Genomic DNA, 24,368 nt, shown 5'->3' with positions numbered 1-24,368 from the left:
AAATACATATTTTTAATTTTTTTCTATAATATGTGTATGTATTCCTGTAAAGTGATCATCATGGTAGTGATCTGATCCTACTCCATTAACATGATAGTGACTTGTAGTATATGATATTTGAACTTTATCATTTATTGGATTTTTTCCTATATAGCATTCAATATTAAAAATATTTTTTAAGTTCTCTCTATTTAAAACTTGTTCTGGTGTTCCCTCTTCAATAAGTTTACCATCTTTTAATATATAGATATAATCACAAAATATAGCAGCAACATTGAGATCATGGAGAGCAGCAATTACATTTTTATCTAAATGCTTAATTAAATGTAAAAGTTGTAGTTGATATCCAATATCCAAATGGTTAGTAGGCTCATCAAGTATCAATATAGGCGTATCCTGTGCTAATGCTCTAGCAATTAAAACTCTCTGTTTCTCTCCACCAGATAACTCATTAAAATTTCTACCTATATAATTTTCCATTCCCACCTTTTTTAGCATACTTATAGCAATCTCTCTATCATTACTGGAGTAATTTTCAAATATACTTTTATGTGGGTATCTTCCCATCTTTACTATCTCTTCAATACTGAAATCAAACTCTTCTCTATCCTCTTGAGATAAAACAGCTATCTTTTTAGCTCTCTCTTTTCCATTTATATTTTTAATATTCTTCCCATCAATAAAAATATCTCCATTGCTTGGAGTTAATACTCCATAGATATTTTTTAAAAGTGTAGATTTACCAGCTCCGTTAGGTCCGATTATGCCTATAAACTTTTTTTCAGAAAATTTTATTGATATATCATTTAAAATACTTTTATCCTTTATCTTATAAAATAGATTTTTAACTTCTACCATTTTTACCTCCAAAAGAGAAACTCTTTATTCCAATCATAGATAGGAAAAAAGGACCTCCTATAATAGATGTTATTATTCCAATAGGTATATCTCTTGGTGGAAAAATTGTACGAGCTATTGTATCACACAAGATTAAAAATATTGCTCCAACTAAAATAGATAATGTTAAAAGTTTTTTATGTGAACTACCACAAAAATATCTACATATATGTGGAACTATCAAACCTATAAAACCGATTGAACCTGTAAGAGCAACTAAAATAGAGATTAAAATAGTAGATGAAAGAATGATAATTGTTTTAATCTTTCCAATATTCATTCCAACCATTTTTGCTGTATTATCTCCTAAAAGTAAAATATCCAATGATTTAGATAGAAGAATAGATAATATAAAGACAATGGCTAATGCAAGAAATGGTATTAATAATTCTCCCCACTTTGCTCTACCTAAACTTCCCATACTCCAGAACACTGCTGATCTCACTTGATTTGAGTTTTTAGCTGAATAGACTAATATATTTGTTATAGATGAAAATATAGTTGAAACAGCTAAACCAGTTAATATTAGTCTAACTGTTGATATATTCTTTCCATTTTCTGTTCCAATTATAAAAACAATTACTCCACAAATAATAGCTCCAATAAAAGCTCCACCTGTGATTCCTAACATACCTATAGTTGCTCCACCAAAAATAATAACTGCCACTGCTCCAGCAGATGCTCCAGAAGAGATACCTAAAATATATGGATCAGCTATGGGATTTTTAGTTATACATTGCATTAATACTCCAGAAATTGCAAGTCCTCCCCCTGTAATTGCAGAGAGCAACACTCTTGGCACTCTTATCTCCCAAATAATAGCCTCGATATTCTTCTTCCAAGTAGGAGAAAAAATTTCTTTATTTAAAATTCTATTGCTTAAAAACTGATATACATTTTTTATGGAGATATAGCTACTTCCAAAGGAAACTCCTATTAAGATACTCAATATTAAAGAAACTAAAAGGATTAAAAAAAATAGGTTATATTTTTCCTTTCTCACTTTCATTACTTTTCATTTCCATAAAACATATTATATAGTTTTTCGACAGCTTTTGAGTTTCTTATTCCTGGAGCTAAATCAATAAGTCCTATTTTGTAGATTCTATTATTTTTTATAGCATCTATATCTTTTAAAGCTGGACTATTTTTTAAGAATTTAATTTTTTCATCTCCTGTAATTCCAGAATAATACTCTGTTACAACTATGATTTCAGGATTTTTTTGAACAATATCTTCAAAGGAAACAGTAGCATAGTCTTGTCCTAGATCTTTATAGATATTTTCTCCACCAGCAAGTTCAATAAGATTATTAGGTAACCCTGAACCTCCAACAAAGGCTTCTCCCTCTCCTGAATCATAGATTAATACTCTAGGTTTATTTTCTATATTTTTAGTTTTATCAGTTACACTTTTAACTTCAGCTTTCATCTTAGCTACAACTTTTTCAGCTCTTTCAGGGACTTCAAATATTCTTCCTAAAAGTATAAAATCATTATATACACTTTCAATAGTAGCATCTGGAGCTAATCCACTAGAGATAAAAGGAACTATTCCTCTATCTACTAATTCATCTAATGATCCTGTTGTTTCCTCTGCTATTGATTGTTCCCAACCAGATACAAAGTCAACTTCTGTTGCTATAAATGATTCCTTAGATATTGAGTGTTGTCCCTCACCTAATTGTAGTTCAGGTATCTTGTCATATGCCTCTTTGTATTCTGGTAAAATTTCTTCATTTAATAAAGCTGTTCCTGTCATCTTATCTTCTAAACCAAGAGCTAAAAGAGTTTCAGTCATAAATTGTGCTAAAGTTACAGCTCTTTGTGGAGACTTAGTAACAGTTATCTCTTTTTTATATACTCCATCATCAAAGGTATATTTAATTGGTTCATAGGCAAAAACATTTAATGAACCTAATATTAAACTTCCTATTATTATTTTTTTTAAATTCATAATTCTCCTTTAAAATATTAAATAGAGCTGTAACAAATATGTTCAGCTCTTTCTTAAATAAATATTAGTACTTCCTTAAATCTAGCTCCTCAAATTCAAAAAACTCTTTTCTTAAATATGTATGAACTTTATTTATAACCTTTTGAATATCTTGAGTAAGATTTCCCAATACTCTAACTATAAATCCATTTTTCTCAAGAAGAGAGATTCCAAATTTTACATCTAAATTTAGATTTTTTGTTTCCTCTCTCAATCTCTTTATCAACTCTTTATCTACTCTTTCATCAATTACTACCATTGTTCCAAAGTTTTTATATCCCTCAAGAATACCAAAGCTTTGCACCTCATAATCTTTAGGTGTAATTTTTAGATTATCTAAATAGATCAATTCTCCATTTAGATAAAGATTTGTTTTTATTCTAGCACTTGTATATTGAAAGAGCTTTCCATCAGGTGACCAACCAGCAGTTATACCATCAGAATATATAAGAGTTGCTCTCTCTTCTAAATATATATCTGTGCTTTGCTCATATACTGCATCTTTATATAATATTACACTATCATTTATAAATTCAAGTTTACTATTTTTTTCAAGTTGTAGATTAGTATATTGCTTTGAAGGAATACCATTTTCACTTTTATAAATCTTACTAGATGCTTGAGTAGTTAAAATAGCTTGGCTACCCTCCTCTAATTTTAATCTATTTTCATAATACTCTCCCTCAATATATCCTCCACCTAGTTGAATAAGATAGTAACATGGGATACTGTCATCATCTAAATATATAGCTGGAGAGATCTTAGCTGCCCCCACTGTATAACTTTTCTTTGCTCCTGTTCTTCTAGGAGTTTTTTGTAAAATAAGTTCAGTATACCCAGCAAGATTGTTTTTTCCTAAATCATCTATTGTGATTTTTTCTCTCATCTATTTAAGCCCCTCTAAAAGACAATTAGATTTAATCCAATCAATAACTCTATTTACTCCCTCATCTGTTTTAAGATTTGTAAATATAAAGTCTTTCTCTTTTCTAAAAACTTTTGTATCCTCTCTCATTACATCAAGATTTGCCCCAACATATGGTGCTAAATCTATCTTATTTATAATGAACATATCACTTTTAATCATTCCTTGTCCAGCTTTTCTAGGAATTTTCTCCCCTTGAGCCACATCAATTATATAGATTGAAAAATCTACTAAATCAGGACTGAAAGTAGCTGCTAGATTATCTCCTCCACTTTCAAGGAAGATTATATCTAAATCATCAAATCTACTTTTCAATTCATCTATTGCAGCAAAGTTCATAGAGGCATCTTCTCTTATAGCTGTATGAGGACAACCTCCAGTTTCTACTCCAATTATTCTATCTTCAGGTAAAACAGAGTTTTTCACCATAAACATAGCATCTTCTTTTGTATAAATATCATTAGTTATAACAGCAATCTTGTAATCATTTGCCATCATTCTAGTAACTCTCTCTATTAGAAGTGTCTTCCCTGAACCTACTGGTCCTCCAACACCGATTATTACTGGTTCTTTCATTACCTCTCCTTTTTTTCTATCTCCTTTGCTCCCATACAAAAAGATCTTTATAGGGAGCAGAGGAAATTAATTTTAAGACATAAACAATCTAAATACTAATTCTTCGTGATTTATTTGTGATATCTCTAATCCCGGAACTGTCAATCCAAAATCCTCATCATTCAGATTCATTATCTCTGACAGCAATTTTTCAAATATAGGGAAAAACTCCTGCATTAAAATAAGTCCATCCTTTTGTCCTAGAGGTATAGCTCTTACTCCATTTTGAATTAAAGTTGAGATTGTACTATACATATAATATAGAATAGTATCTTCAATAGATATTTCTAAATAATTCAAAAGAATAGCAGTGGCAATACTAGGGTGTCCAAAAGATAGTTTTTTTCTGATTCTATCTCCATACTCTTTTAAAAGAGGTATATCATAAAGCTCTAAATAGGTTTTAATCATTCTTTGTCCAATTAGTTTAGCTCCATCTCTACTCTCTTTTGAAGTGTTTTGTACAGTGATCTTTCTATCTAGTTCCCAAATATCATCTATCTTGTTCTCTTTTAATTTTTCAAAAACTATTCTCATAGCAAAACCATCATTATATATAAATTGATGTTTAAGATATGATAGTAACCAAACTTTTAGAGTAGCAGTATCTTTTATCTCTCCATCTCTTAAATATGTCTCCATACCAAAAGAGTGATTAAAAGAGCCTACTGGAAAGTTTGAGTCACAAATTTGCATAACATTTAAAATTTTCATATTAATGGCTGTGGTCCACATGTCTAAATGCCTGCTTTAATTTCATATTTTTTCTTTCAAAATTTACTTGTAGATCTTGTAGGAATTTTTCTACTAAGTAATCATATTGAATAATTATCTTACCATCTTCAATTTGAACTGGTAAATGTTTATTTCCAAGGTTGTGTGCTACCTCTCCCATCTCATTTATATCTCTAGGAGTGATAACAATAACATCATCTTCTTTTACAGAGATAACTACCATATTATGACCATCATTAAAAAGAATATCTCCATCTCTCATTTCACTACCCTTTGGTAAAGAGATTCCATACTCATGTCCATGATCTGATGTCACTCTTAGAACTCTTTTTAAAAGTTCATCACTTTCTAAGTAGATTCTCTCTACATGACAGTGTATATCTTCCATATCCTTTATATTTCCAAGAATTTTATCTAATATCATCTTTTTACCTTCCTTAAATTAGAATAAGAAATATTTTTGTGCCATTGGTAATTCTTTTAATGGCTCACAAGTGATTAACTCTCCATCTACTCTTACATCATATGTTTGAGGATCAACAGTGATATTTGGAGTTGCATTGTTTAGTTTCATATCCTTTTTAGTTAAAGTTCTATGTCCTCTAACTGGTAAAACTATTTTATTCAATCCTAGTTTATCTTTGATTCCATCTTCATAAGCATAAGTTGAAACAAATGTTATAGATGTGCTTCCAATAGCTTTTCCATATCCTCCAAATTGATTTCTCATAATCATTGGCTCAGGTGTAGGAATTGTTGCATTGGCATCTCCAACAACTGCTTGAGCTACCATTCCACATTTTACTACCATTTTAGGTTTTACTCCAAAGAAAGCAGGTTCCCAAATAACTAAGTCAGCATATTTACCAACTTCAATAGAACCTACATATTCAGAGATTCCATGAGCTAGAGCAGGGTTGATTGTGTATTTAGCAATATATCTTTTAGCTCTATTGTTATCACAATACTCCTCATCTCCCTCTAAAATTCCTCTTTGTAGTTTCATTTTGTGAGCTGTTTGCCAAGTTCTCATTACAACCTCTCCAATTCTTCCCATTGCAAGAGCATCAGAACTCATAATACTTAAAGCTCCCATATCTTGAAGAATATCTTCAGCAGCTATTGTTTGCTCTCTGATTCTTGAATCAGCAAAGGCTAAATCTTCAGGAACTTTAGGGTCTAGGTGATGACAAACCATTAACATATCTAAATGTTCAGCTATTGTGTTAACTGTAAAAGGTTTAGTAGGGTTAGTTGATGCTGGTAGTACATTATTAAATGATGCCATTCTAACGATGTCAGGTGCGTGTCCTCCCCCTGCTCCCTCTGTATGGAAAGTATGAATTACTCTATCTTTTATTGCATCAATAGTATCTTCAACAAATCCAAATTCATTTAATGTATCAGAGTGTAGTGCAACTTGAACATCATATTTGTCTGCACATTTTAGTGCATTGTCAATAGCTGATCTTGTAGCTCCCCAGTCTTCGTGAACTTTTAAACCGATAGCTCCAGCTTCTATTTGCTCCTCATTAGGACCTTCAACAGCTCCACTTCCCTTTCCAAAGAAACCGAAGTTAATAGGGAATCCTTCAGCTGATTCTAACATTCTGTGAATATGCCAAGCTCCTGGAGTTGAAGTAACAGCTTTTGTTCCTTCAGCAGGTCCTGTTCCCCCTCCAATAAGAGTTGTAAGTCCTCCACTTAAAGCAGTTTCAACTATTTCAGGTGTAATATAGTGAACGTGAGTATCAATTCCTCCAGCTGTAACTATTGTTCCCTCTCCAGCTATAACTTCAGTACTTGCAGATACAATAAAATCTACATTGTCCATCATATCTGGGTTTCCACCTTTACCGATAAATTTGATCTTTCCATCTTTTATACCGATATCAGCTTTATATACTCCTGTGTAGTCAAGAATAACTGCATTTGTGATTATTGTATCAACAACTTTTTCATTATCTCTCATCTCAACAGGGTTAAGTCCCATTCCAGCTCTTAGAGATTTTCCTCCACCAAATTTACACTCTTCTCCATAAGTAGTATAATCTTTTTCTATTCTAATAAAAAGCTCCGTATCTGCTAGTCTTATACTATCTCCAGTAGTTGGACCATACATAGAAGCATATTGTTTTCTTCCTATTTCAAAGCTCATTTTTTCGTTGCCAAAAATCTATAAAAATATAGAAATTTGTTTATTTCCTTCTTCATAGAATCCGATTTTGCCGTAGCTACTTTCGTTTGATATAACTCTCCAAAGGCTTAAATTCGGATACAACGCGTCCTACATATTAGCATTTTCTTGTTTGTGAAATTATGCTAATTTATACACAGATAAATTTAGTGAAGCATTATAATCTCTATCAATCACTGCTCCACAATGTGGACATCTATAAATTCTATCTTTTAGTTTTAAATCTTTTTTTATATAACCACACTCGCTACAAGTTTTTGATGATGAATAAAATCTATCTGCTATTACCAATTCAATTCCATTTAACTCTGTTTTATATGTCAGATACTGTCTAAACTTATTAAAACATTGTTTTCTTACTGAATCAGACAGATGTTTATTTTTCATCATTCCAGAAACATTCAAATCTTCTATCACAATTCTGTATGGTTTGGCTTTCACTATACTTGTTGTAACTTGATGAAGATAGTTATTTCTAATATTAGTTAATTTTCTATGTATTAGCTTTGTTGTATTTTCTAATTTTTCTATATTTTTAGTTTTAATAAATTGGCAACGTTCACCTCCCTCTTTTTTAATTTTATTTATCTCATATTTTCTGCTAATTTGTCTTTGTTTCTGTTTTAATTTTTTTTCTAATTTTTTTACTTTTTTAGTTTTGTTAATATTTTTAAAAACAGTTCCATCTGAACAAATAGCCAAATCTTTTAAACCTAAATCTACACCTAACGACATATCCGTTAGTTTTTCCTGCTCTTTTTCCACTTCTATCCCAACAGATATATACCAATATTTATTATCATAAGTAACTCTAGGATTATTATATTTAACATTCCTTGGTATTTGCTCATTTGTTTTTATCCAACCTACTTTTTCAATTAAGACTTTTTTCTCTTTAACTTTTAATTTTATAGGGTCATTGTAAAAACTAGGTTTGCTTTTCTTTCTACTTTTAAATTTTGGTTTATTTGCTAAACCTTTAAAAAATCTTTTATAGGCATTACAGGCGTCTTTTACAGCTTGTTTAGTAATATTATTTGATACTTCATTTAACCATGATAGTTCTGACTTTTTAAGTTGAGTTAATTCTTTTCTTATGATTCCATCGCTAATAAATTTACCACCATTTTTATAATTTTCTTCTTGTTTTGTAAGAGTGTAATTATAGATAAATCTAGCAGTTCCTACAGATTGCCACAATTTTTGTTCTTGCTCTTTAGTTGGATAAATTCTAACTTTCTTCGCAAGTATCATCTTCTATTAACTCCTTAATCATTTTTTATGTTATTTAATATTATATAATTATCTATAAACTATTTAGATATTATTATATAAATTTACATATTTTCAATAACAGTTCTAAGCCTCCTAGTCTAATGCTCCGTTTACTTTATCATTTAAACCATAAACTTTTCTATTTCCTGCTATATCAATAAGTCTAATCTCTTTTTCATCTCCAGGCTCAAATCTTACAGCAGTTCCAGCAGCTATGTCCAATCTCTTTCCATAAGCTTTTGCTCTATCAAATTCAAGAATTGGATTTACTTCATAAAAATGAAAGTGAGATCCTATTTGTATAGCTCTATCTCCTCTATTTATAACTCTCAATGTAATCGCTTCTTTTCCAGCATTACAAACTATTTTATCTTTTCTTAAAATATATTCTCCCGGTTTCATTTTGCCTCCTATTCAATTGGATCTTTAACACTTACAAGTTTTGTTCCATCTGGGAAAGTTGCTTCAACTTGTACAGTTTCTATCATCTCTGGCACACCTTCCATTACATCATCTCTAGTAAGGATAGTTCTTCCAAAGCTCATTAATTCTTCAACACTTTTTCCCTCTCTAGCTCCTTCCATTAATTCATCTGTAATCAATGCAATAGCCTCTGGATAGTTAAGTTTTAAACCTTTATTTTTTCTTCTTCTAGCTACTTCAGCAGCTACAACTATAAGAAGTTTTTCTTTTTCTCTAAGAGTTAGTTTCATATTTCCCTCCATTTTTTAAGTCTTTACCATTAAATATTATATTATAAAATTTTTTTCTTGTATATATTTTTTTATATCATTGACATGAGATTTTTTTCTTTGATATACTAAAAATATAATAATATTTTAGATAGATTTATTAATAGAATAAAAAAATTTTCAAACTATCTTACAATAAAAGTTTATTGATATTTTTTAGCTCATATGTTATCATCAAATAGTATATAAATTGAATTTTTTGAGGAGGACTAAATGAATAAAAAGTTAGTTTTTTTCTCTTTTATCACAGTTGTAGCTCTAGGTGTGGCAGGGTTCTTTTCATTAAAAATATTTGAAAAATCATATTTTAATGAAACTTACTACAAAGTGCCAGATTTAAAGAGCTTTACTCTTGAAGAGGCTGAAGAACTTTTAACTGATAACAATCTTAACATTAGAAATATGGGAGATGAATTTTCAGATCTTCCAGTAGGTGAAATATTTATGCAAGAGCCTGAACCAGATAGTATTGTAAAGAAAAATAGAAATATAAAGGTTTGGGTAAGTAAAGGAGAGGCTCTAGTAGAAGTGCCACAACTTGTGGGAATGAACTTCCTTGATGCTAAAGCCATAGCTGAACAAAAGGGGTTAATAGTTGATAGAGTAGCCTCAACAAAGGCAGCTCTTCCATATAATGAGGTTATTGCCACTGATCCAGCTACAGATACTCTTTTAAAGAAAGGACAAAAAATCTCTTTCCTTATAAATAGTTCAAAGCAGATGATGGAAACAAAGATGCCCGATATTATTGGAGTTGATGTAAATGATGCTGAAATTCTTTTAAGTGAAAATTCACTGCTTGTAGGAAAGATTAATTATGTAACATTAGCAGAAATACCAGATGGTGTTGTTATTGAAACAAGTATAGTTTCAGGAAGAAAAGTTCCAGCAGGAACAGAGATAGATATTACTGTAAATAGAATAAAATAACAGTATGGAGGGATGAAAATAAAAGGTATTATTATAAATAAAATACAAGGTTTTTACTATGTAAAAGTTGATGAACAAGTGTATGAGTGTAAGCTTAGAGGAATCTTAAAAAGAAAAGATGACAAGCAAAATTGTGTTGTTGGAGATATAGTTGAGATATCTGAGGACAATGCTATTATAAAAGTAGAAAAGAGAAAAAATCTAGTTGAAAGACCTTTAGTGGCAAATATAGATTATTTAGTAATACAATTTGCTGGAAAAGATCCTGCAATAGACTATGAAAGATTAAACATTCTAATTCTTAGAGGTTTCTATTATAAAATATCTCCAATTATTGTTGTAAATAAGATAGATCTTTTGTCTGAGGAAGAGATAGAGGATATCAAAAAGAATTTAGAGTTTTTAAAGCAACTAAATATACCCTATTTTCTTGTATCAGAAAGAGAAAATATTGGAATTGAAGAACTAAAATCTTTTATCAAAGATAAGATAACTGCTTTTGGAGGACCTAGTGGAGTAGGAAAATCAAGTATTATAAATCTTCTACAAAATGCTAAAAAACTTGAAACTGGAGAGACAAGTAAGAGATTGAAGAGAGGAAAACACACAACAAAAGATACAAATCTTTTACCATTAAAAGATGGAGGATATATTATTGATACCCCAGGTTTCTCATCAATTGAACTTCCAGATATTAAAGATGCTCAAGAGTTGATTAGACTTTTCCCAGAATTTGCTGTGGAAGAAAGCTGTAAATTCCATAACTGTTTGCATTTAAATGAGCCAGGTTGTATAATTAAAAGTAGGGTAGAAGAGGGATTGATCTCACAAACTAGATATGAATTTTACAAAAGAATATATGAAAAACTAAAAAATGAGAGGTGGAATAAATATGAATAAAAATATTAAAATAGCTCCTTCAATACTGTCAGCAGATTTTAGCAGATTAGGGGAAGAGATTGAGGCAATAGATAGAGCAGGTGCAGATTATGTGCATATAGATGTTATGGATGGAATTTTCGTGCCTAACATCACTTTTGGAGCCCCTGTTGTAAAAGCTATAAGAAATAGAACTAAACTTGTTTTTGATGTACACTTAATGATAGATAGACCAGAGAGATATATTGATGACTTTGTAAAAGCTGGAGCAGATTTAATAACTGTTCATGCTGAATCTACACTACATCTTCACAGAGTTATTCAACAGATAAAAGCTCACGGAATAAAAGCAGGAGTATCTTTAAACCCTGCCACTCCAGTTAATGTATTAAAATATATTATCAATGATATTGATATGGTACTTGTTATGAGTGTAAACCCAGGATTCGGAGGACAAAAATTTATACCAAGTGCAGTTGAAAAGATAAAAGATGTTAGAGCATTAAGTAAAGATGTAGATATCCAAGTTGATGGAGGAATTACAGCTGATACTATTGGGCAATGTATCGAAGCTGGAGCAAATATATTTGTTGCTGGTTCTTATGTATTTTCAGGAGATTATGAGGAAAGAATAAATTTATTAAAGAGAGGGTAAAATATGAGTGCAAATATTAAAAAGGTAGATGAATTATTGGGGAACTTCTATAAACTATTTTTTAAAAGTGAAGATATGGCTCTAAAAAGAGGGATAAAATGTCTTACTCATACAGAACTTCATTTGATAGAGGCAATAGGACAAGACTCATTAACTATGAATGAGTTGTCAGATAAGATTGGAATTACAATGGGAACAGCTACTGTTGCTGTTTCTAAACTTACAGAAAAAGGATTTATAGCTAGAGTTAGATCAAATTCAGATAGAAGAAAGGTTTTTGTTTCACTTACTCCTAAAGGAGCTAGTGCTTTAACATACCACAACAACTATCATAAAATGATTATGTCAAGTATCACAGAAAATATTCCAAAAGAGGAATTAGAACATTTTATAAGTGTCTTTGAAATTATCCTTGATTCTTTGAAAAAGAAAACAAATGATTTTAGACCACTTGTAATTACTGATTTTCCTGTTGGAAGTATAGTATCAATAGTTGAAATTAAAGGAACTCCAATAGTTCAAAACTATTTTGCTAGCCATGGAGTTGAAAACTTTACAGTTATTGAAATTATGGAAAGTGATAATAAAGATAACTTTATTTTAAAGAAAAATGATGGAGAACTTTTAGTACTTGATATTCTTGATGCTAAAAATCTTATTGGAATTAAAAAAGATTAATTAACATAGGAGTGCATATGTTTTACATTGATGGAATATCACTAAATAAGATAAAAGATGAATTAAAAAGAGAGCTTACAGGGAAAAAAATAAATAAAATAACAAAAAATACTGAAACATCATTGTCAGTTTTCTTTGGAAAAACAGAGTTAGTTTTCTCTTGTAACCCTACTTTTCCTATCTGCTATATCTCAAACTCTAAAGAGGGAGTTTTAGAAAATAGCACAGGACTTGCAGCTAATATGAGAAAACATCTATTAAATGCTATGTTGACAGATGTAGAGCAACTTCGATTTGATAGAATATTGGTATTTAAATTTGCTAGAATAAATGAGCTTGGAGAAGTGAAGAACTACTCTATAATTTTTGAAATTATGGGAAAATACTCTAACTTTATTCTAGTTGATGGAGAAAATAAAATAGTAGACCTATTAAAACGTTTCTCTCTTGAAGAGAATAGACTGAGAGCTATGTTCCCAGGATTACAGTATGAACAACCTGTAATAGATGAAAAAATATCTCCTATTGAAGTAAGAGAAGAGGAGTTTAATAGATTTGTAGAGGAAAAAACTCTTCTTAAAAATGTAGAGGGAATTGGAAAATTAACAGTTTCTAATATAAAAGATTTTTATGATTTTAAAAATATATTAGATACCCCTCTATCACCAAAAATATTTTTAAATAATAAGAGAATTGTTTTAGGAACAGTTTTAAATATTGTGCCAAAGGAAAAATATGATGAGGTATTGGAGTTTGATAGTTTTAGAGAGATTATAAACTACTATATCAACACTGAAAATCTATCTAGTTCTTTTGATACTTTAAAAACAAGACTTTTAGATAATATTAATAAAAAGGTAAAGAAAAACAGTAAGATCCTTTCTATTTTAAAAGCTGAGGCTGAAGAGAAAAGTGATTTTGAAAAGCATAAGGAGCTAGGAGATATTTTAGCTGCCTCAATATACTCTATAAAAAGAGGTATGACAAGTTTAAAAACTTATGATTTCTACAATAATAGAGAGATTGAAATACCTTTAGAACCTCAACTTTCTCCGCAAGAGAACCTTGAAAAAACATATAAAAAATACAATAAGTTAAAAAGAGGAATGGAGGCTAATGCTAGAAGAAATAAAGAGATTAATGAGGAATTAGAATATCTGAACAGTGTTAAACTTTTTATTGATAGTAGTGATGATACTAACAACTTGAAATTGATTCAAGATGAGTTAGTTGCACAGGGATATTTAAAAGTTCAGCAAAAGAAAGGTAACAAGAAAAAAGTCAATAAAGAAATAGGATATGGAGTTCTTGAGTTTGAAGATTATAGAATTTTCTATGGAAGAAACAATATTGAAAATGATAATCTTACTTTTAAAGTAGCTGAAAAAAATGATATCTGGTTACACTCAAAAAATATTCCAGGATCACATGTTATTATAAAGGCAAGTGTGGTCACAGATGAGATGCTTATGAAGGGAGCAGAGGTAGCTGCTTTCTATTCTAAGAGTAGTACTGGGGATAAAATAAGTGTTGACTATACTCAAAAGAGATATATAAATAAGCCAAAAGGTGGAAAGCCAGGGTTTGTTACATATGTAAATGAAAAGAATATTCTTATTGCAAAACCTGAGAAGATCTAATTTTAAAAAGATTCTTTATTAAATAAGGTACTATTATTAAAGTGGTAATTCAATTATTACTTTGTAATAGTACCTATTTTTTATAAAAATTCAATTTACAATTTTACCATATATAAAAAGAATACTCTCATATGAAAGTATTCTTAAAATATAGAAAAGTATTTAGGAGCTAAATTAAAAAATTTTTATCTCTTTCTTCATAAACATAAGTTCAATTTCACTATCTTTTCCAAATAGCTTATTCTCCCCTCTATTTAAAAGATCAACTAAAAATTCTACATTGTTTTTCACAACTGTATATCTAATAATATTACCTGTTATCATAAAATCTTTTATATGAGCTTTAGTAGTGCAGAAATTCTCCTCTTGATAATTTCTTCCCTCTTCTCTCACATAGATTGATTCAGGACGTACAGCAACTATTTTATCCTTTATGCCAAATATTTTTTCTGCATCTTCTCCCTTGAAAATATTATAGTTTCCAATAAAATCAACCATAAATTCATTAGCAGGGTTTGTATAAATCTCTTCAGGAGTTCCAAACTGTGAAATCTCCCCTTTATTCATAACAAATACTCTATCTGAAACAGCTAGTGCCTCTTCTTGATCATGTGTTACAAATATTGTTGTTATTCCCAATTGCTTTTGAATTTTTCTCAACTTATCTCTCAAACTTTTTCTTATTTTAGCATCAAGAGCTGAAAGAGATTCATCAAGAAGAAGTATCTTAGGTCTTGTTATTAAAGCTCTAGCAAAAGCTACCCTCTGTTGTTGTCCTCCAGAAAGTTCATTAGGATAGTAATCCTCTTTTCCATTAAGTTCAACCATATCTATAATACTTTTTATCTTTTCATTATAATCTTTTTCTTTTTTCATTTTAAGCCCAAACTCTATATTTTCCCAAACTGTCATATTTGGAAAAAGAGCATAGTTTTGAAAAACCATTCCTATATGTCTATCTTTTGGTAAAGTATTTGTCATATCTTTATTATCAATAAATATTGAACCATTATCTATTGAATTAAGCCCTGCTATACATCTTAAAAGAGTACTCTTTCCACACCCTGACGGACCTAGAAGAGTTATAAACTCTCCCTCTTCAATATTAAGACTTAAATTTTTCAATACTTTAGTATCTCCAAATGATTTTTCAAAATTCTTTATTTCAACAAAACTCATCTATTAATCCTTCCTTTTTACCTTCGATTTTGATATTTTCTCAATATTTACTGCAATAAATGTCACTGCAAATATAAATAGGAAAAACAGAGTTACCATTGCACTTGTAAAGTGTCCACTCTTTCCCTTCATATTGTAAAGATAAACTTGAAGTGTTTCAAAACTTCCACCAATAAGCAAGTTAGCATACATAAATTCTCCTAAGAGAATAGCAAAACTAAGTATCCCTGAACTCATTATCCCCTTTTTTAAGTTTGGAAGAATAACATATCTAAATGCTTCAAAGTTTGTTCCACCTAAAATATTTACAGTTTCCACAAGACTTTTTAAATGAAGCCCATCAAGACTATTTTTTATACCTCTATATATAAAAGGAAATGCCACAGAAAAATATGCTCCAATAATTATGAGAGGTACTCCAAACACTCTTACATTTACCCCAGAATAAACATTCAAAAGCCCAACTGCAAGAACAACAGCAGGAACCATAAAAGGTAGAAGTGAGATAAACTCTATCACTTTTAAAACTTTAGGAAAGTAGTAAGCTGATATTACTATTGATGGAATTATCACAAACATACTCACTAAAAGAGATACAATTCCTATTGCAAAACTTCTTTGAAGAGAGACTAGAAATCTTAAATCAGTAAAAAGTGCTACAAACCATTTTAATGTAAATCCATCTGGTAAAATTGTTGCCCCCCAACTGCTACTTAAAGAGTAAAGAATCGTTCCTATAACAGGAATAGAGAGAAAAAATAGTATTATAGTTGTAATAATATAGTGTTTTCTATTATCTTCCATCTATCTCTCCTCCCTTCTAAATCTATTGTTTTGAACAAATTTTTCATTTATAAAAAACACAATAAGTATCATAAATATCAAAAGAACTGCAAGAGCTGAGGCTAGATTTGGCTTTAATATTATATCTCCAGAAATCAAAGCTCCTATTCTTATAGGAATGATATTATAGTTTGATACCATTATTCCATAGGCAGTTGCATAAGCTCCAATAGCATTTGTAAAAAGAATTATCCCTGTTCCAATAATTGAAGATTTTAAAATTGGAAACCCTATTCTCCTCCAATAATCAAACTTTCCTCCACCTAAAAGGCTACAAGCTTCCTTCCATCTCTCATCAAGAGAATCAAAGGCAGGATATAGAAGCAGTGTACCTAAAGGAATTTGGAAATATGTATATACAAGTATCAATCCATATTGAGTATAGATATCAAAGCCCTCTATTCCTAATTTTTGTAAGATAATTGTCATCGCCCCATTTGCTCCTAAAATTATTATAAAAGCAAAGGCAAGAGGAAGTCCCGAGAAATTTGACATCATATTTGAGTACAAAAGCACATTTCCCCTTATCTTCTCACTAAGTCTACTTATTGAGTAAGCTAATTGAAATGATACTATCATTCCAAATATTGTTGAGAGAGCTGAAACTTTTATACTATTATAAAATCCCTGTCTATAAAATTTACTTTGAAAAATATATTTATAGTTATAAAGTGAATATACACTATCTCCATCAGCTCTAAAACTTCCCTCTACAACTGAAACTATTGGAACAACTAAAAAGAATATAACTATTAATAGAAGAGGAATTAAAAACAATCCATATTTAATCTTCTCTTTTATTTTCCTCTTCATTTTTAGTACCCCCTGTAAAAAATTTCTGCTCTTTTTTTCATCTCTTCTGTTCCAATTCTTAAAAAATAACTGATAATAGAGGCAACATAAATTTGCTCTATCTCCTCACCTAATTGTAAATCTTTTTTATCATTTATTAACCAAAATGGAACTTCAGCTTCAAGTTCACCTTTTCCACTGTGCATTCCATCAACACTCATTCCATGATCTGAAGTTACAATAATAGTGTACCCCTCTTCTATCCATTTTGGAACAAATGTAGATAGAAGATTATCAGCTACTCTTACACTATATCTGTACTCTTTACTATCTGAACCAAATTTATGTCCAATATCATCTATATTCATTGAGTGTATCATTAAAAAATCTGGATTGTACTTTTCTCTTATATACTCTCCATCAATAAATACAACTTCATCTGGATAGTGATCAAGTGTATAGAATCTTCCATGTTGAATATTTTTATTTTCATCATTCGTATTTGTATCTTTAATCTTGTTGAAAGGCGTTGAATTATAAAGTTCACTTAACCAATAATACCCTGATACCCCTGTAATAAGCCCTGCTTCCCTGCATAATGAAAAGATATTTTTTTCCTTTGACATAATTGGAGTCCCATTATTAAGGACTCCATGTTCAATAGGCTTTTTTCCTGTTAACAATGTTTCATATAGAGGTTTGGAAAGACTTGGCATCTCTGAAAGAACCTTTGAAAATTTTACTTTTCCCTCTCTTTCAAGAGCTATCATATACCCCATATACTCTGAATTTTTATAGTTTAATCCATCTAAAAGAACAAATATTACTCTATTTTTTTCTTCTATAACAGTTTTATACATAACAGTTTTATAAAGTTTATTTATTTACTTTATAAATTACCTCCTCTTGCCATAATTGAGAGATATTTTCAGATGTTTTTTTCCAAGCATCAAAATCTTTTACAGGTCTTGCATTTTGATATTGCTCATTTGGAAGAAGTTTTGCTTTTACATCTTCAGGAAGTACAACACCTGTTCTGATAGGTTTTGCATATCCTTCAGCAAGATTAATTTGTCCCTCATCACTTAAAATAAACTCTCTAGTAAGTTTTGCAGCATTTGGATGTTTAGCATATTTATTGATTATTGTTGCATAACCACTTGTTAATGATCCATCAGATGGAATTAAAACTTCAAATTTTTCTCTATCAATTTGATCTCTGTAATTAAGTCCGTTAAAATCCCAAACAAGTCCTACTTCAACTTCTCCCTTTTCAAGATTTGCTATCATAGGGTCATTTAAAAGAAGTCTCCCTTGTTCTGCCATCTTACCAAAATAATCTATAGCAGGTTGAATATTTCCTTCATCTCCTCCTAAAGCAAAAGCTGCTGCAAGAACTGAGTTTGTAGCTTGAGATGCAATTCCAACAGCTCCCACTGTTACTTTTGCATTGCTTTCTCCTAGCTCTTTCCAAGATGTAGGAATATCTTTTACAAGCTCTTTATTTACTATAAAAGCTATTGTTCCTGTGTAACCTATTACCCAATGTCCATCTTTATCTTTTGCCCATTCAGGAATCTCTTCCCAAGTTGTAGGTTTGTATGGTTGAGTTACTCCTTGAGCAACTGCAACAGTTCCAAACTCATAACCAATATCTCCAATATCTGCTGTAGCATTTTCTTTTTCAGCTTTAAATTTTGCTATTTCCTCAGCACTTGACATATCTGTATCTAGATGTTTTAAATCATATTTTGTATTTATATCTTTCCAAGTTCCTACCCAGTTTGCCCAAGCATCAGGCATTCCAACACTATTAACCTCTCCTTCTGCTTTTGCTGCTGTTGTTATCTCTTCTAAAGTCATAGGAGCTTTAGCTGCAACCTCTTGTTTTGGCTCCTCCTTACTTCCACAACTTGCAAATGCTCCTAAAATCATAATCCCTAGTAATAATTTTTTCATCTTTTAATATCCTCCTAATTTTTAATCTAAATCTCTATATATTGCTTTTCTCTTTTCAAATGTACAAAATTTTTCAAAACCTACTTCTTTTAATTCCTCTCTTGCCTTATCAAAATCTTTCATTATATCTGAGGCTTTATGAGCATCTGATCCCACTGTTATAATTCTTCCACCAAGTTCTTTATATCTTTCTAAGTTTCTTCTACATGGATGAAAATCTTTTAAACCATATCTCAATCCCGAAGTATTTAATTCAATTCCTATATTCTTCTTTATAAGTTTTATAAAAATTTGATCAATAATCTCTTTGTGTAGTTCAAAATTTATCTCTTTATAATCATTATGAAATGCTTTTCCATATCTATTTATAAAATCAAGATGTCCACATACACTTATTCTTGGAAATAGCTTTATTGTTTCTAAAATCTCTTCAAAATACATTCTATGTGCTTCATCTTTTGAATACTTTTCAAAAAACTTTCTTCCTGCTACATTCATACCCTTTATGCAATGAAAAGATCCGATTATAAAGTCTATATCTTCACAATTAAAAATCTCATCATACTTTCTCACTAATTGTGGTTGAAGTCCCAATTCAACTCCAATTCTTATTTTTATCTTATCTTTATAAGTTTCCTTAAGATTTTTTAAAGCTTCAATATATTTAGGAACATTTAATTCAAAAATCTTTATCCCATCTGCATAATCTAAATCAAGATGATCTGTTATTGTAATTTCATCCATTCCCAATTCTATTGCTCTTTCAGCTATATTTTCTAATCTCTCCACAGAATCTCCTGAAAAATTACTGTGTACATGTGAATCTGCTTTATACATTTTTTCCCTCCTTGCTTTATAAAAAAATTTTATAGTAACTAGGTTAAAAAAATATTTATAGAGTGTAAAATTAGAGTGAAAAATAATTTCTTCCTACTTTACTGTTGAATTTTTTTATAAAAAGGACTATAATTAAGTTGCTGAAGACTTAGGAGATGGTTTTAATGAAAGAACATAAATACGTAAACTTTAGTCAAGAGTACGATGTACACTACATCATCAATAAATACCCAAAAAAAGAACATGAGGCTGTAAAAGAGTATCTTGAAACTTTAAAAGGTCAAAAAACTCTTACTCATGATGACGTTTTTGCTCTTATTGAAAAAAATTTGAAATTCAAAAAAATAGCTAAATAGGCACTATTTATTTATTTTATTATTTTAAATTTAGATCTTCAGTATAAAGAAAAGGAGTTGTAGCAAATCATTTGATCTACTATAACTCCTTTTAATTTTAGTATCTATAAAATCCTCTATGTTCAAATATTGATGTTTTAATTACTTTATTATCTGATCCGCTTTTTTCCTCTATAACTTTTCTTGCTGTACTTGAATAGATAGGTATCATATTTTTTTCCTTAGCAAAATTTACCATATTATAAGTTGTTCCCCATTCCCCTTGAATTAAAACATAATCTCCAACTTTTGCATTTTCAACTAAAAAGTCTTTAAAGATTTGTATATCTGTTTCAGGTGTTATATTTTGCCATTTATACAATAGTTCATCAGTTAAATATATTATCTTATTGCATTGAAGTGTTTCTTTTGCATCTTTTAATTGTTGTGGTGTTAATTGGTGTGAAAATAGTAAAATTAATCTTTTATCCATTAAATTTCTCCTTTATCTTAGCTTTATGCAATTATAATACCACAGCTAATTTACCCTTTTTTTCAAAATATTACTTTTTTATAAAAATTTCTCTTACTTAATTATATAAAACTCATCATTTATAGTAAAAGATTTCTCTTTACTATTAAAAATTATAAACTCTTCTGAAGTAATTTCCCTATTTTCTAACTCTCTTTTTACAATATTATTCAATGGTAAAATAACTTTTGTTTTAAATCTACTAAAATCTTTTTTTAATCCATTTGAAGTTTTTTCTCTATTTTCATCTATATCATACTCATATATATTTTTCTCTGTAAGTTTAAAGTTATTTTTTCCACAGTTGATAAAATTAACAATAGGTTGAGCAAAAGCTTGTAATCTTTTTCCCTTTTTATTGAAAGCTTCTCTCATCTCTTCCTCTTCAATTAAATCAATTTCAATATTATATTTTAAAATCTTTAAAGTATAACCTTTTAATTCAATATCTCTAGTAGGATCTTCTTTAAAAATTTCACATATATTTAAAAATTTAAGAGTATCTTTTATCAATTGAATATCCTCTTTATCATAATCCTCTAAATCTTCTAAATCACATTTGTAGAATATAATCTTTATAAAATCATCTAAAGTTAAACTATCAATTAAATTATTTTTACCACTTAAATTAATTTTAAACTCTTTTAAAATATTTTTCTTTAAAAATTGTAAAAAACTATTTGATTCTTTATCTCTAATCTTACTATAAAAATATTCTAAAATTAGATAAAAGTAGATCTCTTTTTTATAGTAGATCTCCTCTTCAAAATCATCTTTCACATCTATTTTTTCAATAAGCTTATTATCTCTATATTTTAATAAAGTTGTTATCTCTGAATTATCAGCCTCTTGATCAATAAAATTTATTGCCTGTTTTTGAATATATGTAAATGGAAAATAAAATTCACTATTGTTTACCCAAGAAAATTCCTTTTGAATCAATGTTTTTCTATCCTTTTGCTCATAAGAGATCAATACTAAAAGAGAAGCTAAGAAATCTTTTATTTTCTCCTTTGTAAAATCTGTAAAATTAGGATATAAAAATATCTTTTTTAAAAACTCTTCTACATCTTTAAAAAACTTTTTATAATCTAAAGAAGAGATATTTTCAAAGGTAAACAGCTGAGCCAAGTTTTCAAAAAGAAAGCTAATATCATCATTTCCTATATTTTTAAAATGGCTACTTATAATATTATACTCTTTATTTTCTAAAGCTTCATTTAACATAGTGTATGTTTTAATACTCTCTTTTAGTGGCTCTTTCAATAGTTCCAATGTCACTGTTAAAGGTATTCTCTTTCCAAAATTTGTCTCCTCATAAAGAGAATTTTTTTCATCATACTTATATATAGGCAATTGTAATTCCTTCCAGTTAATTGAGATAAATCCTCTTTCAGATGCTAATTTATAGAAAGCTATTCCAGACATTTTTAAACCTAAAGTTATATCGAAAATAGTATTTTCTTTATTAATCTCACCTTTAATTGCTAACTCTCTAATAGTTATATAAATATCATCAATAGTATCATTTTTTATATTTTTTCCAATAACTTTTATATTAAGTTTTTCCAATTTTTCAGATATCTCTTTAAAATTAAATTTACTTTCATTAGTGTAAAGAAGATAGATATTTTTTATCTCTTTAAAAACTCTAAGAGATTTAAAAATAGGAAGTTCCAAATAATCTTGAGGAATTATTTTAGACAAACTTACACATGAAGCAAGGGTAGAGATTTTTTTATCAGATGTTATAGCTAAATTTTGTTGAGCCATTTTCTTATAATATAGCTCATTTAATATCTCCTGCTCTCTCTCAATTAAAGCTTCATTTAGATGAAATTTTAACATAATTTCAATCTCTTCTTGTGAATACTCATTCTTTGAAAATAATGATCTTATACTATTTTTTATCTCTTCTCTTAACATAAATTCTCTCCCTAAAATAATATTTTAATATATCATATAAACTCTATTTTAATCTTTTTATACGTCCAAGTCCTATACTCTTTCTTTTCCCTAAACAGATATTATCTGGAAGTAAAGCATTTGTTTGAAACTCCCCAGAGAAAACTAAAATTTCAGTATCTTTTTTTATAATTTTTTCCTCTTTAAACTCTCCACTTACTACAATTCTCTTATCAACCCATATTCCACACATTTTGAAAAATTCCAAAATATTATTTCTCAACTGATTATCAAGAGAAAATTCCCCCTTAATATATTTTTTATAATTTGCATCATTTAAAGCAAACCAAAGAGTTTCAAATTTATATTTATACATCTCATCTGTTACCTCAGGTGTTGGAAAAGTGATTGTTATTTCTGGTTCAACCTCAATTATCTCTTCTCCTAACTTAATACTTTTTAACTCTTCAATATGCTCTAAAAGAATATCTGCTCCCTTATCTATCCCCATTATAGCTAACTCTCCATCTATTACCCTATATTGAATATAAGAGAAATCATAATTAAAAGATAGCTCATCCAAATGATTGTGAAATTGAACTATATTTTTAAAATGATTACCACAATACCCTCTCAATCCTTCTGAAGCATTATTTTTAAATTTTCTATCACTTTTTAAAATTATATCAACTTTTTTCATAATTTATCTCCCCTATTATGCTCTTAATTCTAATCTGATTATATCATAAAAACAGAATAAAAAAATAGATAATTTCTTGTTATTAAACTTTCCTTCTCTCCCTTATAAAAAAAGTAAATATTCTACTATTTTTAGTAAATGGAAAATATATAATTAACATATAACAAGGAAAGAAAAATAAAAATTAGGAGGTTGAATATGAATAATACTAATAAGAAGATAATATTAGGAGTAGTAGCAATTTTAGGTGGAGTAATAGAAATATTAAGTACAATAGTTTCAGATGAGTAATTTAGGTAATTTTTTAGAAAAAGAGGTAATATTTTTAAGCTATAATTTACACATAAAAATAAAACAAATAATGGAGGAATGAAATATGAAATATAATTTTAATGTGAATGAATTTAATGAGGAGATGTACAATGTTTTTTCTGGCTATGTTGATGTTGAAAATGAAGAGATAAAAAGATTACGTAAAGAGATTGAGTTATTGAGAATGAGAAATTCTCATTTAAAAGATGAAGTAACAAAATTAAATAGAGAGAACAAAAATTTAAAAGAAAATCCTAGAAATAAAAAATATCCACTTAATTCTATAAGAGAAAGAATAGAAAGAGAGTATGATTTTCTAAATGAAGAGAGTAGAGAGAGTTTAATCTCTTCTGAATATATATTTTTAAATGAAAATGAAGATATAGATTTTAGTGGAGTATATATTGGTTATATTAAATTATTTGAAATAGAGTTAAGAGGAAAATTAAGCTTAAAAGAAAATCTAACTTTTGGAAGCTTGATTGAAAAATTAGAACAAGCTAGAGTTTTCAATGGTTTAATACAAGAGTTAGGTAAAAATAGAGTTATTGATAATAGAAATAGAGGAGCTCACAATGGAATAATTAAAAAAATTGAATGTGGAAGAATAAGAAAAGTTTTAATAGAAGAAGGGTGGTTAAGAAGAGTGATAGAATATTTTCAAGAGGTAGATTTAAACAATGATGAAGAGGAGTTTGAAGAGTTTTAAAATATAATACAAAAAGAAACAAGGAGAGGGTGTGAACTTATTTCTGTAAATTAGTACTTTCTATGATAAAATTTATTTATTTAAAAGTTTAG

At 29.0% G+C, this 24,368-nt stretch carries 27 protein-coding genes; 7 read left to right on the top strand and 20 right to left on the bottom strand.

Annotated features, from left to right (window positions below; translation table 11 throughout):
• Nucleotides 1-12: 12 nt before the first annotated feature.
• The 11 genes from I6E31_08165 to I6E31_08115 all read right to left on the bottom strand — a co-directional run bounded on the left by I6E31_08165 (nucleotide 13) and on the right by I6E31_08115 (nucleotide 9,352).
• On the bottom strand, nucleotides 13-858 hold the full coding sequence (locus I6E31_08165; GenBank protein ID MCF2639945.1) for an ABC transporter ATP-binding protein: 846 nt from the start codon (nucleotides 856-858) through the stop codon (nucleotides 13-15).
• Entirely contained in the window at nucleotides 845-1,906 is a 1,062-nt protein-coding gene (locus tag I6E31_08160) for an iron ABC transporter permease (GenBank protein MCF2639944.1), read from the bottom strand. The genes I6E31_08165 and I6E31_08160 overlap by 14 nt, the downstream gene beginning before the upstream one ends.
• Nucleotides 1,906-2,853, bottom strand: coding sequence for an ABC transporter substrate-binding protein (locus I6E31_08155; GenBank protein MCF2639943.1), 948 nt, complete (start codon nucleotides 2,851-2,853; stop codon nucleotides 1,906-1,908). Before I6E31_08155 ends, I6E31_08160 begins: the two co-directional genes overlap by 1 nt.
• 64 nt (nucleotides 2,854-2,917) lie before the next feature.
• Nucleotides 2,918-3,778, bottom strand: a complete 861-nt coding sequence (locus I6E31_08150; GenBank protein ID MCF2639942.1) for an urease accessory protein UreD — start codon at nucleotides 3,776-3,778, stop codon at nucleotides 2,918-2,920.
• Complete coding sequence (gene ureG / locus I6E31_08145; protein ID MCF2639941.1) at nucleotides 3,779-4,393, bottom strand: urease accessory protein UreG; 615 nt, start codon at nucleotides 4,391-4,393, stop codon at nucleotides 3,779-3,781.
• A gap of 72 nt (nucleotides 4,394-4,465) precedes the next feature.
• A complete protein-coding gene (locus I6E31_08140) occupies nucleotides 4,466-5,167 on the bottom strand; it encodes an urease accessory protein UreF (GenBank protein ID MCF2639940.1) in 702 nt (233 codons plus the stop codon).
• Nucleotides 5,148-5,591 carry an urease accessory protein UreE gene (locus tag I6E31_08135; protein ID MCF2639939.1) on the bottom strand — a complete coding sequence of 148 codons (444 nt, stop codon included), beginning with the start codon at nucleotides 5,589-5,591 and terminating at the stop codon, nucleotides 5,148-5,150. The genes I6E31_08140 and I6E31_08135 overlap by 20 nt, the downstream gene beginning before the upstream one ends.
• An 18-nt stretch (nucleotides 5,592-5,609) precedes the next feature.
• Nucleotides 5,610-7,325 (bottom strand): urease subunit alpha, encoded by a 1,716-nt coding sequence (gene ureC / locus I6E31_08130; GenBank protein MCF2639938.1) that lies wholly within the window; start codon nucleotides 7,323-7,325, stop codon nucleotides 5,610-5,612.
• A gap of 159 nt (nucleotides 7,326-7,484) precedes the next feature.
• The gene (locus I6E31_08125) at nucleotides 7,485-8,618 is read right to left on the bottom strand and encodes a transposase (GenBank protein ID MCF2639937.1); all 1,134 of its coding nucleotides are present in this window, start codon (nucleotides 8,616-8,618) and stop codon (nucleotides 7,485-7,487) included.
• A 114-nt stretch (nucleotides 8,619-8,732) separates the two neighbouring features.
• Complete coding sequence (locus I6E31_08120; GenBank protein MCF2639936.1) at nucleotides 8,733-9,041, bottom strand: urease subunit beta; 309 nt, start codon at nucleotides 9,039-9,041, stop codon at nucleotides 8,733-8,735.
• Between the two features lie 8 nt (nucleotides 9,042-9,049).
• Entirely contained in the window at nucleotides 9,050-9,352 is a 303-nt protein-coding gene (locus tag I6E31_08115; protein MCF2639935.1) for an urease subunit gamma, read from the bottom strand.
• Nucleotides 9,353-9,604: 252 nt separating this feature from the next.
• Between I6E31_08115 and I6E31_08110 the strand changes: the two genes are divergently transcribed.
• The 5 genes from I6E31_08110 to I6E31_08090 are packed head-to-tail and all read left to right on the top strand — an operon-like array spanning nucleotide 9,605 to nucleotide 14,173.
• Nucleotides 9,605-10,321: a PASTA domain-containing protein gene (locus tag I6E31_08110; protein ID MCF2639934.1), complete on the top strand. Its 717-nt coding sequence runs from the start codon at nucleotides 9,605-9,607 to the stop codon at nucleotides 10,319-10,321.
• A gap of 12 nt (nucleotides 10,322-10,333) precedes the next feature.
• A complete protein-coding gene (gene rsgA, locus I6E31_08105; GenBank protein ID MCF2639933.1) occupies nucleotides 10,334-11,221 on the top strand; it encodes a ribosome small subunit-dependent GTPase A in 888 nt (295 codons plus the stop codon).
• The gene (locus I6E31_08100) at nucleotides 11,214-11,855 is read left to right on the top strand and encodes a ribulose-phosphate 3-epimerase (GenBank protein ID MCF2639932.1); all 642 of its coding nucleotides are present in this window, start codon (nucleotides 11,214-11,216) and stop codon (nucleotides 11,853-11,855) included. The genes rsgA and I6E31_08100 overlap by 8 nt, the downstream gene beginning before the upstream one ends.
• A gap of 3 nt (nucleotides 11,856-11,858) precedes the next feature.
• Nucleotides 11,859-12,533, top strand: a complete 675-nt coding sequence (locus tag I6E31_08095; GenBank protein ID MCF2639931.1) for a winged helix-turn-helix transcriptional regulator — start codon at nucleotides 11,859-11,861, stop codon at nucleotides 12,531-12,533.
• 17 nt (nucleotides 12,534-12,550) lie between these two features.
• Nucleotides 12,551-14,173, top strand: a complete 1,623-nt coding sequence (locus tag I6E31_08090) for an NFACT family protein (protein ID MCF2639930.1) — start codon at nucleotides 12,551-12,553, stop codon at nucleotides 14,171-14,173.
• A gap of 174 nt (nucleotides 14,174-14,347) precedes the next feature.
• On the opposite strand, the gene I6E31_08085 is transcribed toward I6E31_08090, so the two are convergent.
• Genes I6E31_08085 through I6E31_08060 form a run of 6 tightly spaced genes read right to left on the bottom strand, consistent with a single transcriptional unit; the run spans nucleotide 14,348 to nucleotide 19,783 of the window.
• Nucleotides 14,348-15,352, bottom strand: coding sequence for an ABC transporter ATP-binding protein (locus tag I6E31_08085; protein ID MCF2639929.1), 1,005 nt, complete (start codon nucleotides 15,350-15,352; stop codon nucleotides 14,348-14,350).
• A 3-nt stretch (nucleotides 15,353-15,355) separates the two neighbouring features.
• The gene (locus tag I6E31_08080; protein ID MCF2639928.1) at nucleotides 15,356-16,156 is read right to left on the bottom strand and encodes an ABC transporter permease subunit; all 801 of its coding nucleotides are present in this window, start codon (nucleotides 16,154-16,156) and stop codon (nucleotides 15,356-15,358) included.
• Entirely contained in the window at nucleotides 16,157-17,008 is an 852-nt protein-coding gene (locus I6E31_08075; GenBank protein ID MCF2639927.1) for an ABC transporter permease, read from the bottom strand.
• 2 nt (nucleotides 17,009-17,010) lie between these two features.
• Entirely contained in the window at nucleotides 17,011-17,832 is an 822-nt protein-coding gene (locus tag I6E31_08070) for an alkaline phosphatase family protein (protein MCF2639926.1), read from the bottom strand.
• Between the two features lie 31 nt (nucleotides 17,833-17,863).
• On the bottom strand, nucleotides 17,864-18,946 hold the full coding sequence (locus I6E31_08065; GenBank protein ID MCF2639925.1) for an extracellular solute-binding protein: 1,083 nt from the start codon (nucleotides 18,944-18,946) through the stop codon (nucleotides 17,864-17,866).
• A gap of 21 nt (nucleotides 18,947-18,967) precedes the next feature.
• Nucleotides 18,968-19,783 (bottom strand): histidinol-phosphatase HisJ family protein, encoded by an 816-nt coding sequence (locus I6E31_08060; protein ID MCF2639924.1) that lies wholly within the window; start codon nucleotides 19,781-19,783, stop codon nucleotides 18,968-18,970.
• A 164-nt stretch (nucleotides 19,784-19,947) separates the two neighbouring features.
• Here I6E31_08060 and I6E31_08055 point away from each other — a divergent pair, with 164 nt between their 5' ends.
• Nucleotides 19,948-20,139: a hypothetical protein gene (locus I6E31_08055; GenBank protein ID MCF2639923.1), complete on the top strand. Its 192-nt coding sequence runs from the start codon at nucleotides 19,948-19,950 to the stop codon at nucleotides 20,137-20,139.
• Nucleotides 20,140-20,236: 97 nt separating this feature from the next.
• Here I6E31_08055 and I6E31_08050 read toward each other — a convergent pair whose 3' ends face one another.
• The 3 genes from I6E31_08050 to I6E31_08040 form a co-directional block, all read right to left on the bottom strand.
• Nucleotides 20,237-20,611 (bottom strand): hypothetical protein, encoded by a 375-nt coding sequence (locus tag I6E31_08050; protein ID MCF2639922.1) that lies wholly within the window; start codon nucleotides 20,609-20,611, stop codon nucleotides 20,237-20,239.
• Between the two features lie 93 nt (nucleotides 20,612-20,704).
• On the bottom strand, nucleotides 20,705-22,576 hold the full coding sequence (locus tag I6E31_08045; GenBank protein ID MCF2639921.1) for a hypothetical protein: 1,872 nt from the start codon (nucleotides 22,574-22,576) through the stop codon (nucleotides 20,705-20,707).
• 43 nt (nucleotides 22,577-22,619) lie between these two features.
• Nucleotides 22,620-23,255, bottom strand: coding sequence for a hypothetical protein (locus tag I6E31_08040; protein MCF2639920.1), 636 nt, complete (start codon nucleotides 23,253-23,255; stop codon nucleotides 22,620-22,622).
• A 376-nt stretch (nucleotides 23,256-23,631) separates the two neighbouring features.
• Here I6E31_08040 and I6E31_08035 point away from each other — a divergent pair, with 376 nt between their 5' ends.
• Nucleotides 23,632-24,276, top strand: coding sequence for a hypothetical protein (locus I6E31_08035; protein ID MCF2639919.1), 645 nt, complete (start codon nucleotides 23,632-23,634; stop codon nucleotides 24,274-24,276).
• Nucleotides 24,277-24,368: the final 92 nt, after the last annotated feature.

It is taken from the genome of Fusobacterium varium (assembly GCA_021531615.1).
Taxonomy (GTDB): Bacteria; Fusobacteriota; Fusobacteriia; order Fusobacteriales; family Fusobacteriaceae; genus Fusobacterium_A; species Fusobacterium_A varium_C.
The sequence above is the reverse complement of the archived record's forward strand: the minus strand, read 5'-3'. Positions and strand labels throughout refer to the sequence as shown.

Excerpts from the sequence above, each read along its gene's own strand:
- I6E31_08165 (MCF2639945.1), bottom strand. The coding sequence starts at position 858 with ATGGTAGAAGTTAAAAATCTATTTTATAAGATAAAGGATAAAAGTATT.
- I6E31_08160 (MCF2639944.1), bottom strand. The coding sequence starts at position 1,906 with ATGAAAGTGAGAAAGGAAAAATATAACCTATTTTTTTTAATCCTTTTA.
- I6E31_08155 (MCF2639943.1), bottom strand. The coding sequence starts at position 2,853 with ATGAATTTAAAAAAAATAATAATAGGAAGTTTAATATTAGGTTCATTA.
- I6E31_08150 (MCF2639942.1), bottom strand. The coding sequence starts at position 3,778 with ATGAGAGAAAAAATCACAATAGATGATTTAGGAAAAAACAATCTTGCT.
- ureG (MCF2639941.1), bottom strand. The coding sequence starts at position 4,393 with ATGAAAGAACCAGTAATAATCGGTGTTGGAGGACCAGTAGGTTCAGGG.
- I6E31_08140 (MCF2639940.1), bottom strand. The coding sequence starts at position 5,167 with ATGTGGACCACAGCCATTAATATGAAAATTTTAAATGTTATGCAAATT.
- I6E31_08135 (MCF2639939.1), bottom strand. The coding sequence starts at position 5,591 with ATGATATTAGATAAAATTCTTGGAAATATAAAGGATATGGAAGATATA.
- ureC (MCF2639938.1), bottom strand. The coding sequence starts at position 7,325 with ATGAGCTTTGAAATAGGAAGAAAACAATATGCTTCTATGTATGGTCCA.
- I6E31_08125 (MCF2639937.1), bottom strand. The coding sequence starts at position 8,618 with ATGATACTTGCGAAGAAAGTTAGAATTTATCCAACTAAAGAGCAAGAA.
- I6E31_08120 (MCF2639936.1), bottom strand. The coding sequence starts at position 9,041 with ATGAAACCGGGAGAATATATTTTAAGAAAAGATAAAATAGTTTGTAAT.
- I6E31_08115 (MCF2639935.1), bottom strand. The coding sequence starts at position 9,352 with ATGAAACTAACTCTTAGAGAAAAAGAAAAACTTCTTATAGTTGTAGCT.
- I6E31_08110 (MCF2639934.1), top strand. The coding sequence starts at position 9,605 with ATGAATAAAAAGTTAGTTTTTTTCTCTTTTATCACAGTTGTAGCTCTA.
- rsgA (MCF2639933.1), top strand. The coding sequence starts at position 10,334 with ATGAAAATAAAAGGTATTATTATAAATAAAATACAAGGTTTTTACTAT.
- I6E31_08100 (MCF2639932.1), top strand. The coding sequence starts at position 11,214 with ATGAATAAAAATATTAAAATAGCTCCTTCAATACTGTCAGCAGATTTT.
- I6E31_08095 (MCF2639931.1), top strand. The coding sequence starts at position 11,859 with ATGAGTGCAAATATTAAAAAGGTAGATGAATTATTGGGGAACTTCTAT.
- I6E31_08090 (MCF2639930.1), top strand. The coding sequence starts at position 12,551 with ATGTTTTACATTGATGGAATATCACTAAATAAGATAAAAGATGAATTA.
- I6E31_08085 (MCF2639929.1), bottom strand. The coding sequence starts at position 15,352 with ATGAGTTTTGTTGAAATAAAGAATTTTGAAAAATCATTTGGAGATACT.
- I6E31_08080 (MCF2639928.1), bottom strand. The coding sequence starts at position 16,156 with ATGGAAGATAATAGAAAACACTATATTATTACAACTATAATACTATTT.
- I6E31_08075 (MCF2639927.1), bottom strand. The coding sequence starts at position 17,008 with ATGAAGAGGAAAATAAAAGAGAAGATTAAATATGGATTGTTTTTAATT.
- I6E31_08065 (MCF2639925.1), bottom strand. The coding sequence starts at position 18,946 with ATGAAAAAATTATTACTAGGGATTATGATTTTAGGAGCATTTGCAAGT.
- I6E31_08060 (MCF2639924.1), bottom strand. The coding sequence starts at position 19,783 with ATGTATAAAGCAGATTCACATGTACACAGTAATTTTTCAGGAGATTCT.
- I6E31_08055 (MCF2639923.1), top strand. The coding sequence starts at position 19,948 with ATGAAAGAACATAAATACGTAAACTTTAGTCAAGAGTACGATGTACAC.
- I6E31_08050 (MCF2639922.1), bottom strand. The coding sequence starts at position 20,611 with ATGGATAAAAGATTAATTTTACTATTTTCACACCAATTAACACCACAA.
- I6E31_08045 (MCF2639921.1), bottom strand. The coding sequence starts at position 22,576 with ATGTTAAGAGAAGAGATAAAAAATAGTATAAGATCATTATTTTCAAAG.
- I6E31_08040 (MCF2639920.1), bottom strand. The coding sequence starts at position 23,255 with ATGAAAAAAGTTGATATAATTTTAAAAAGTGATAGAAAATTTAAAAAT.
- I6E31_08035 (MCF2639919.1), top strand. The coding sequence starts at position 23,632 with ATGAAATATAATTTTAATGTGAATGAATTTAATGAGGAGATGTACAAT.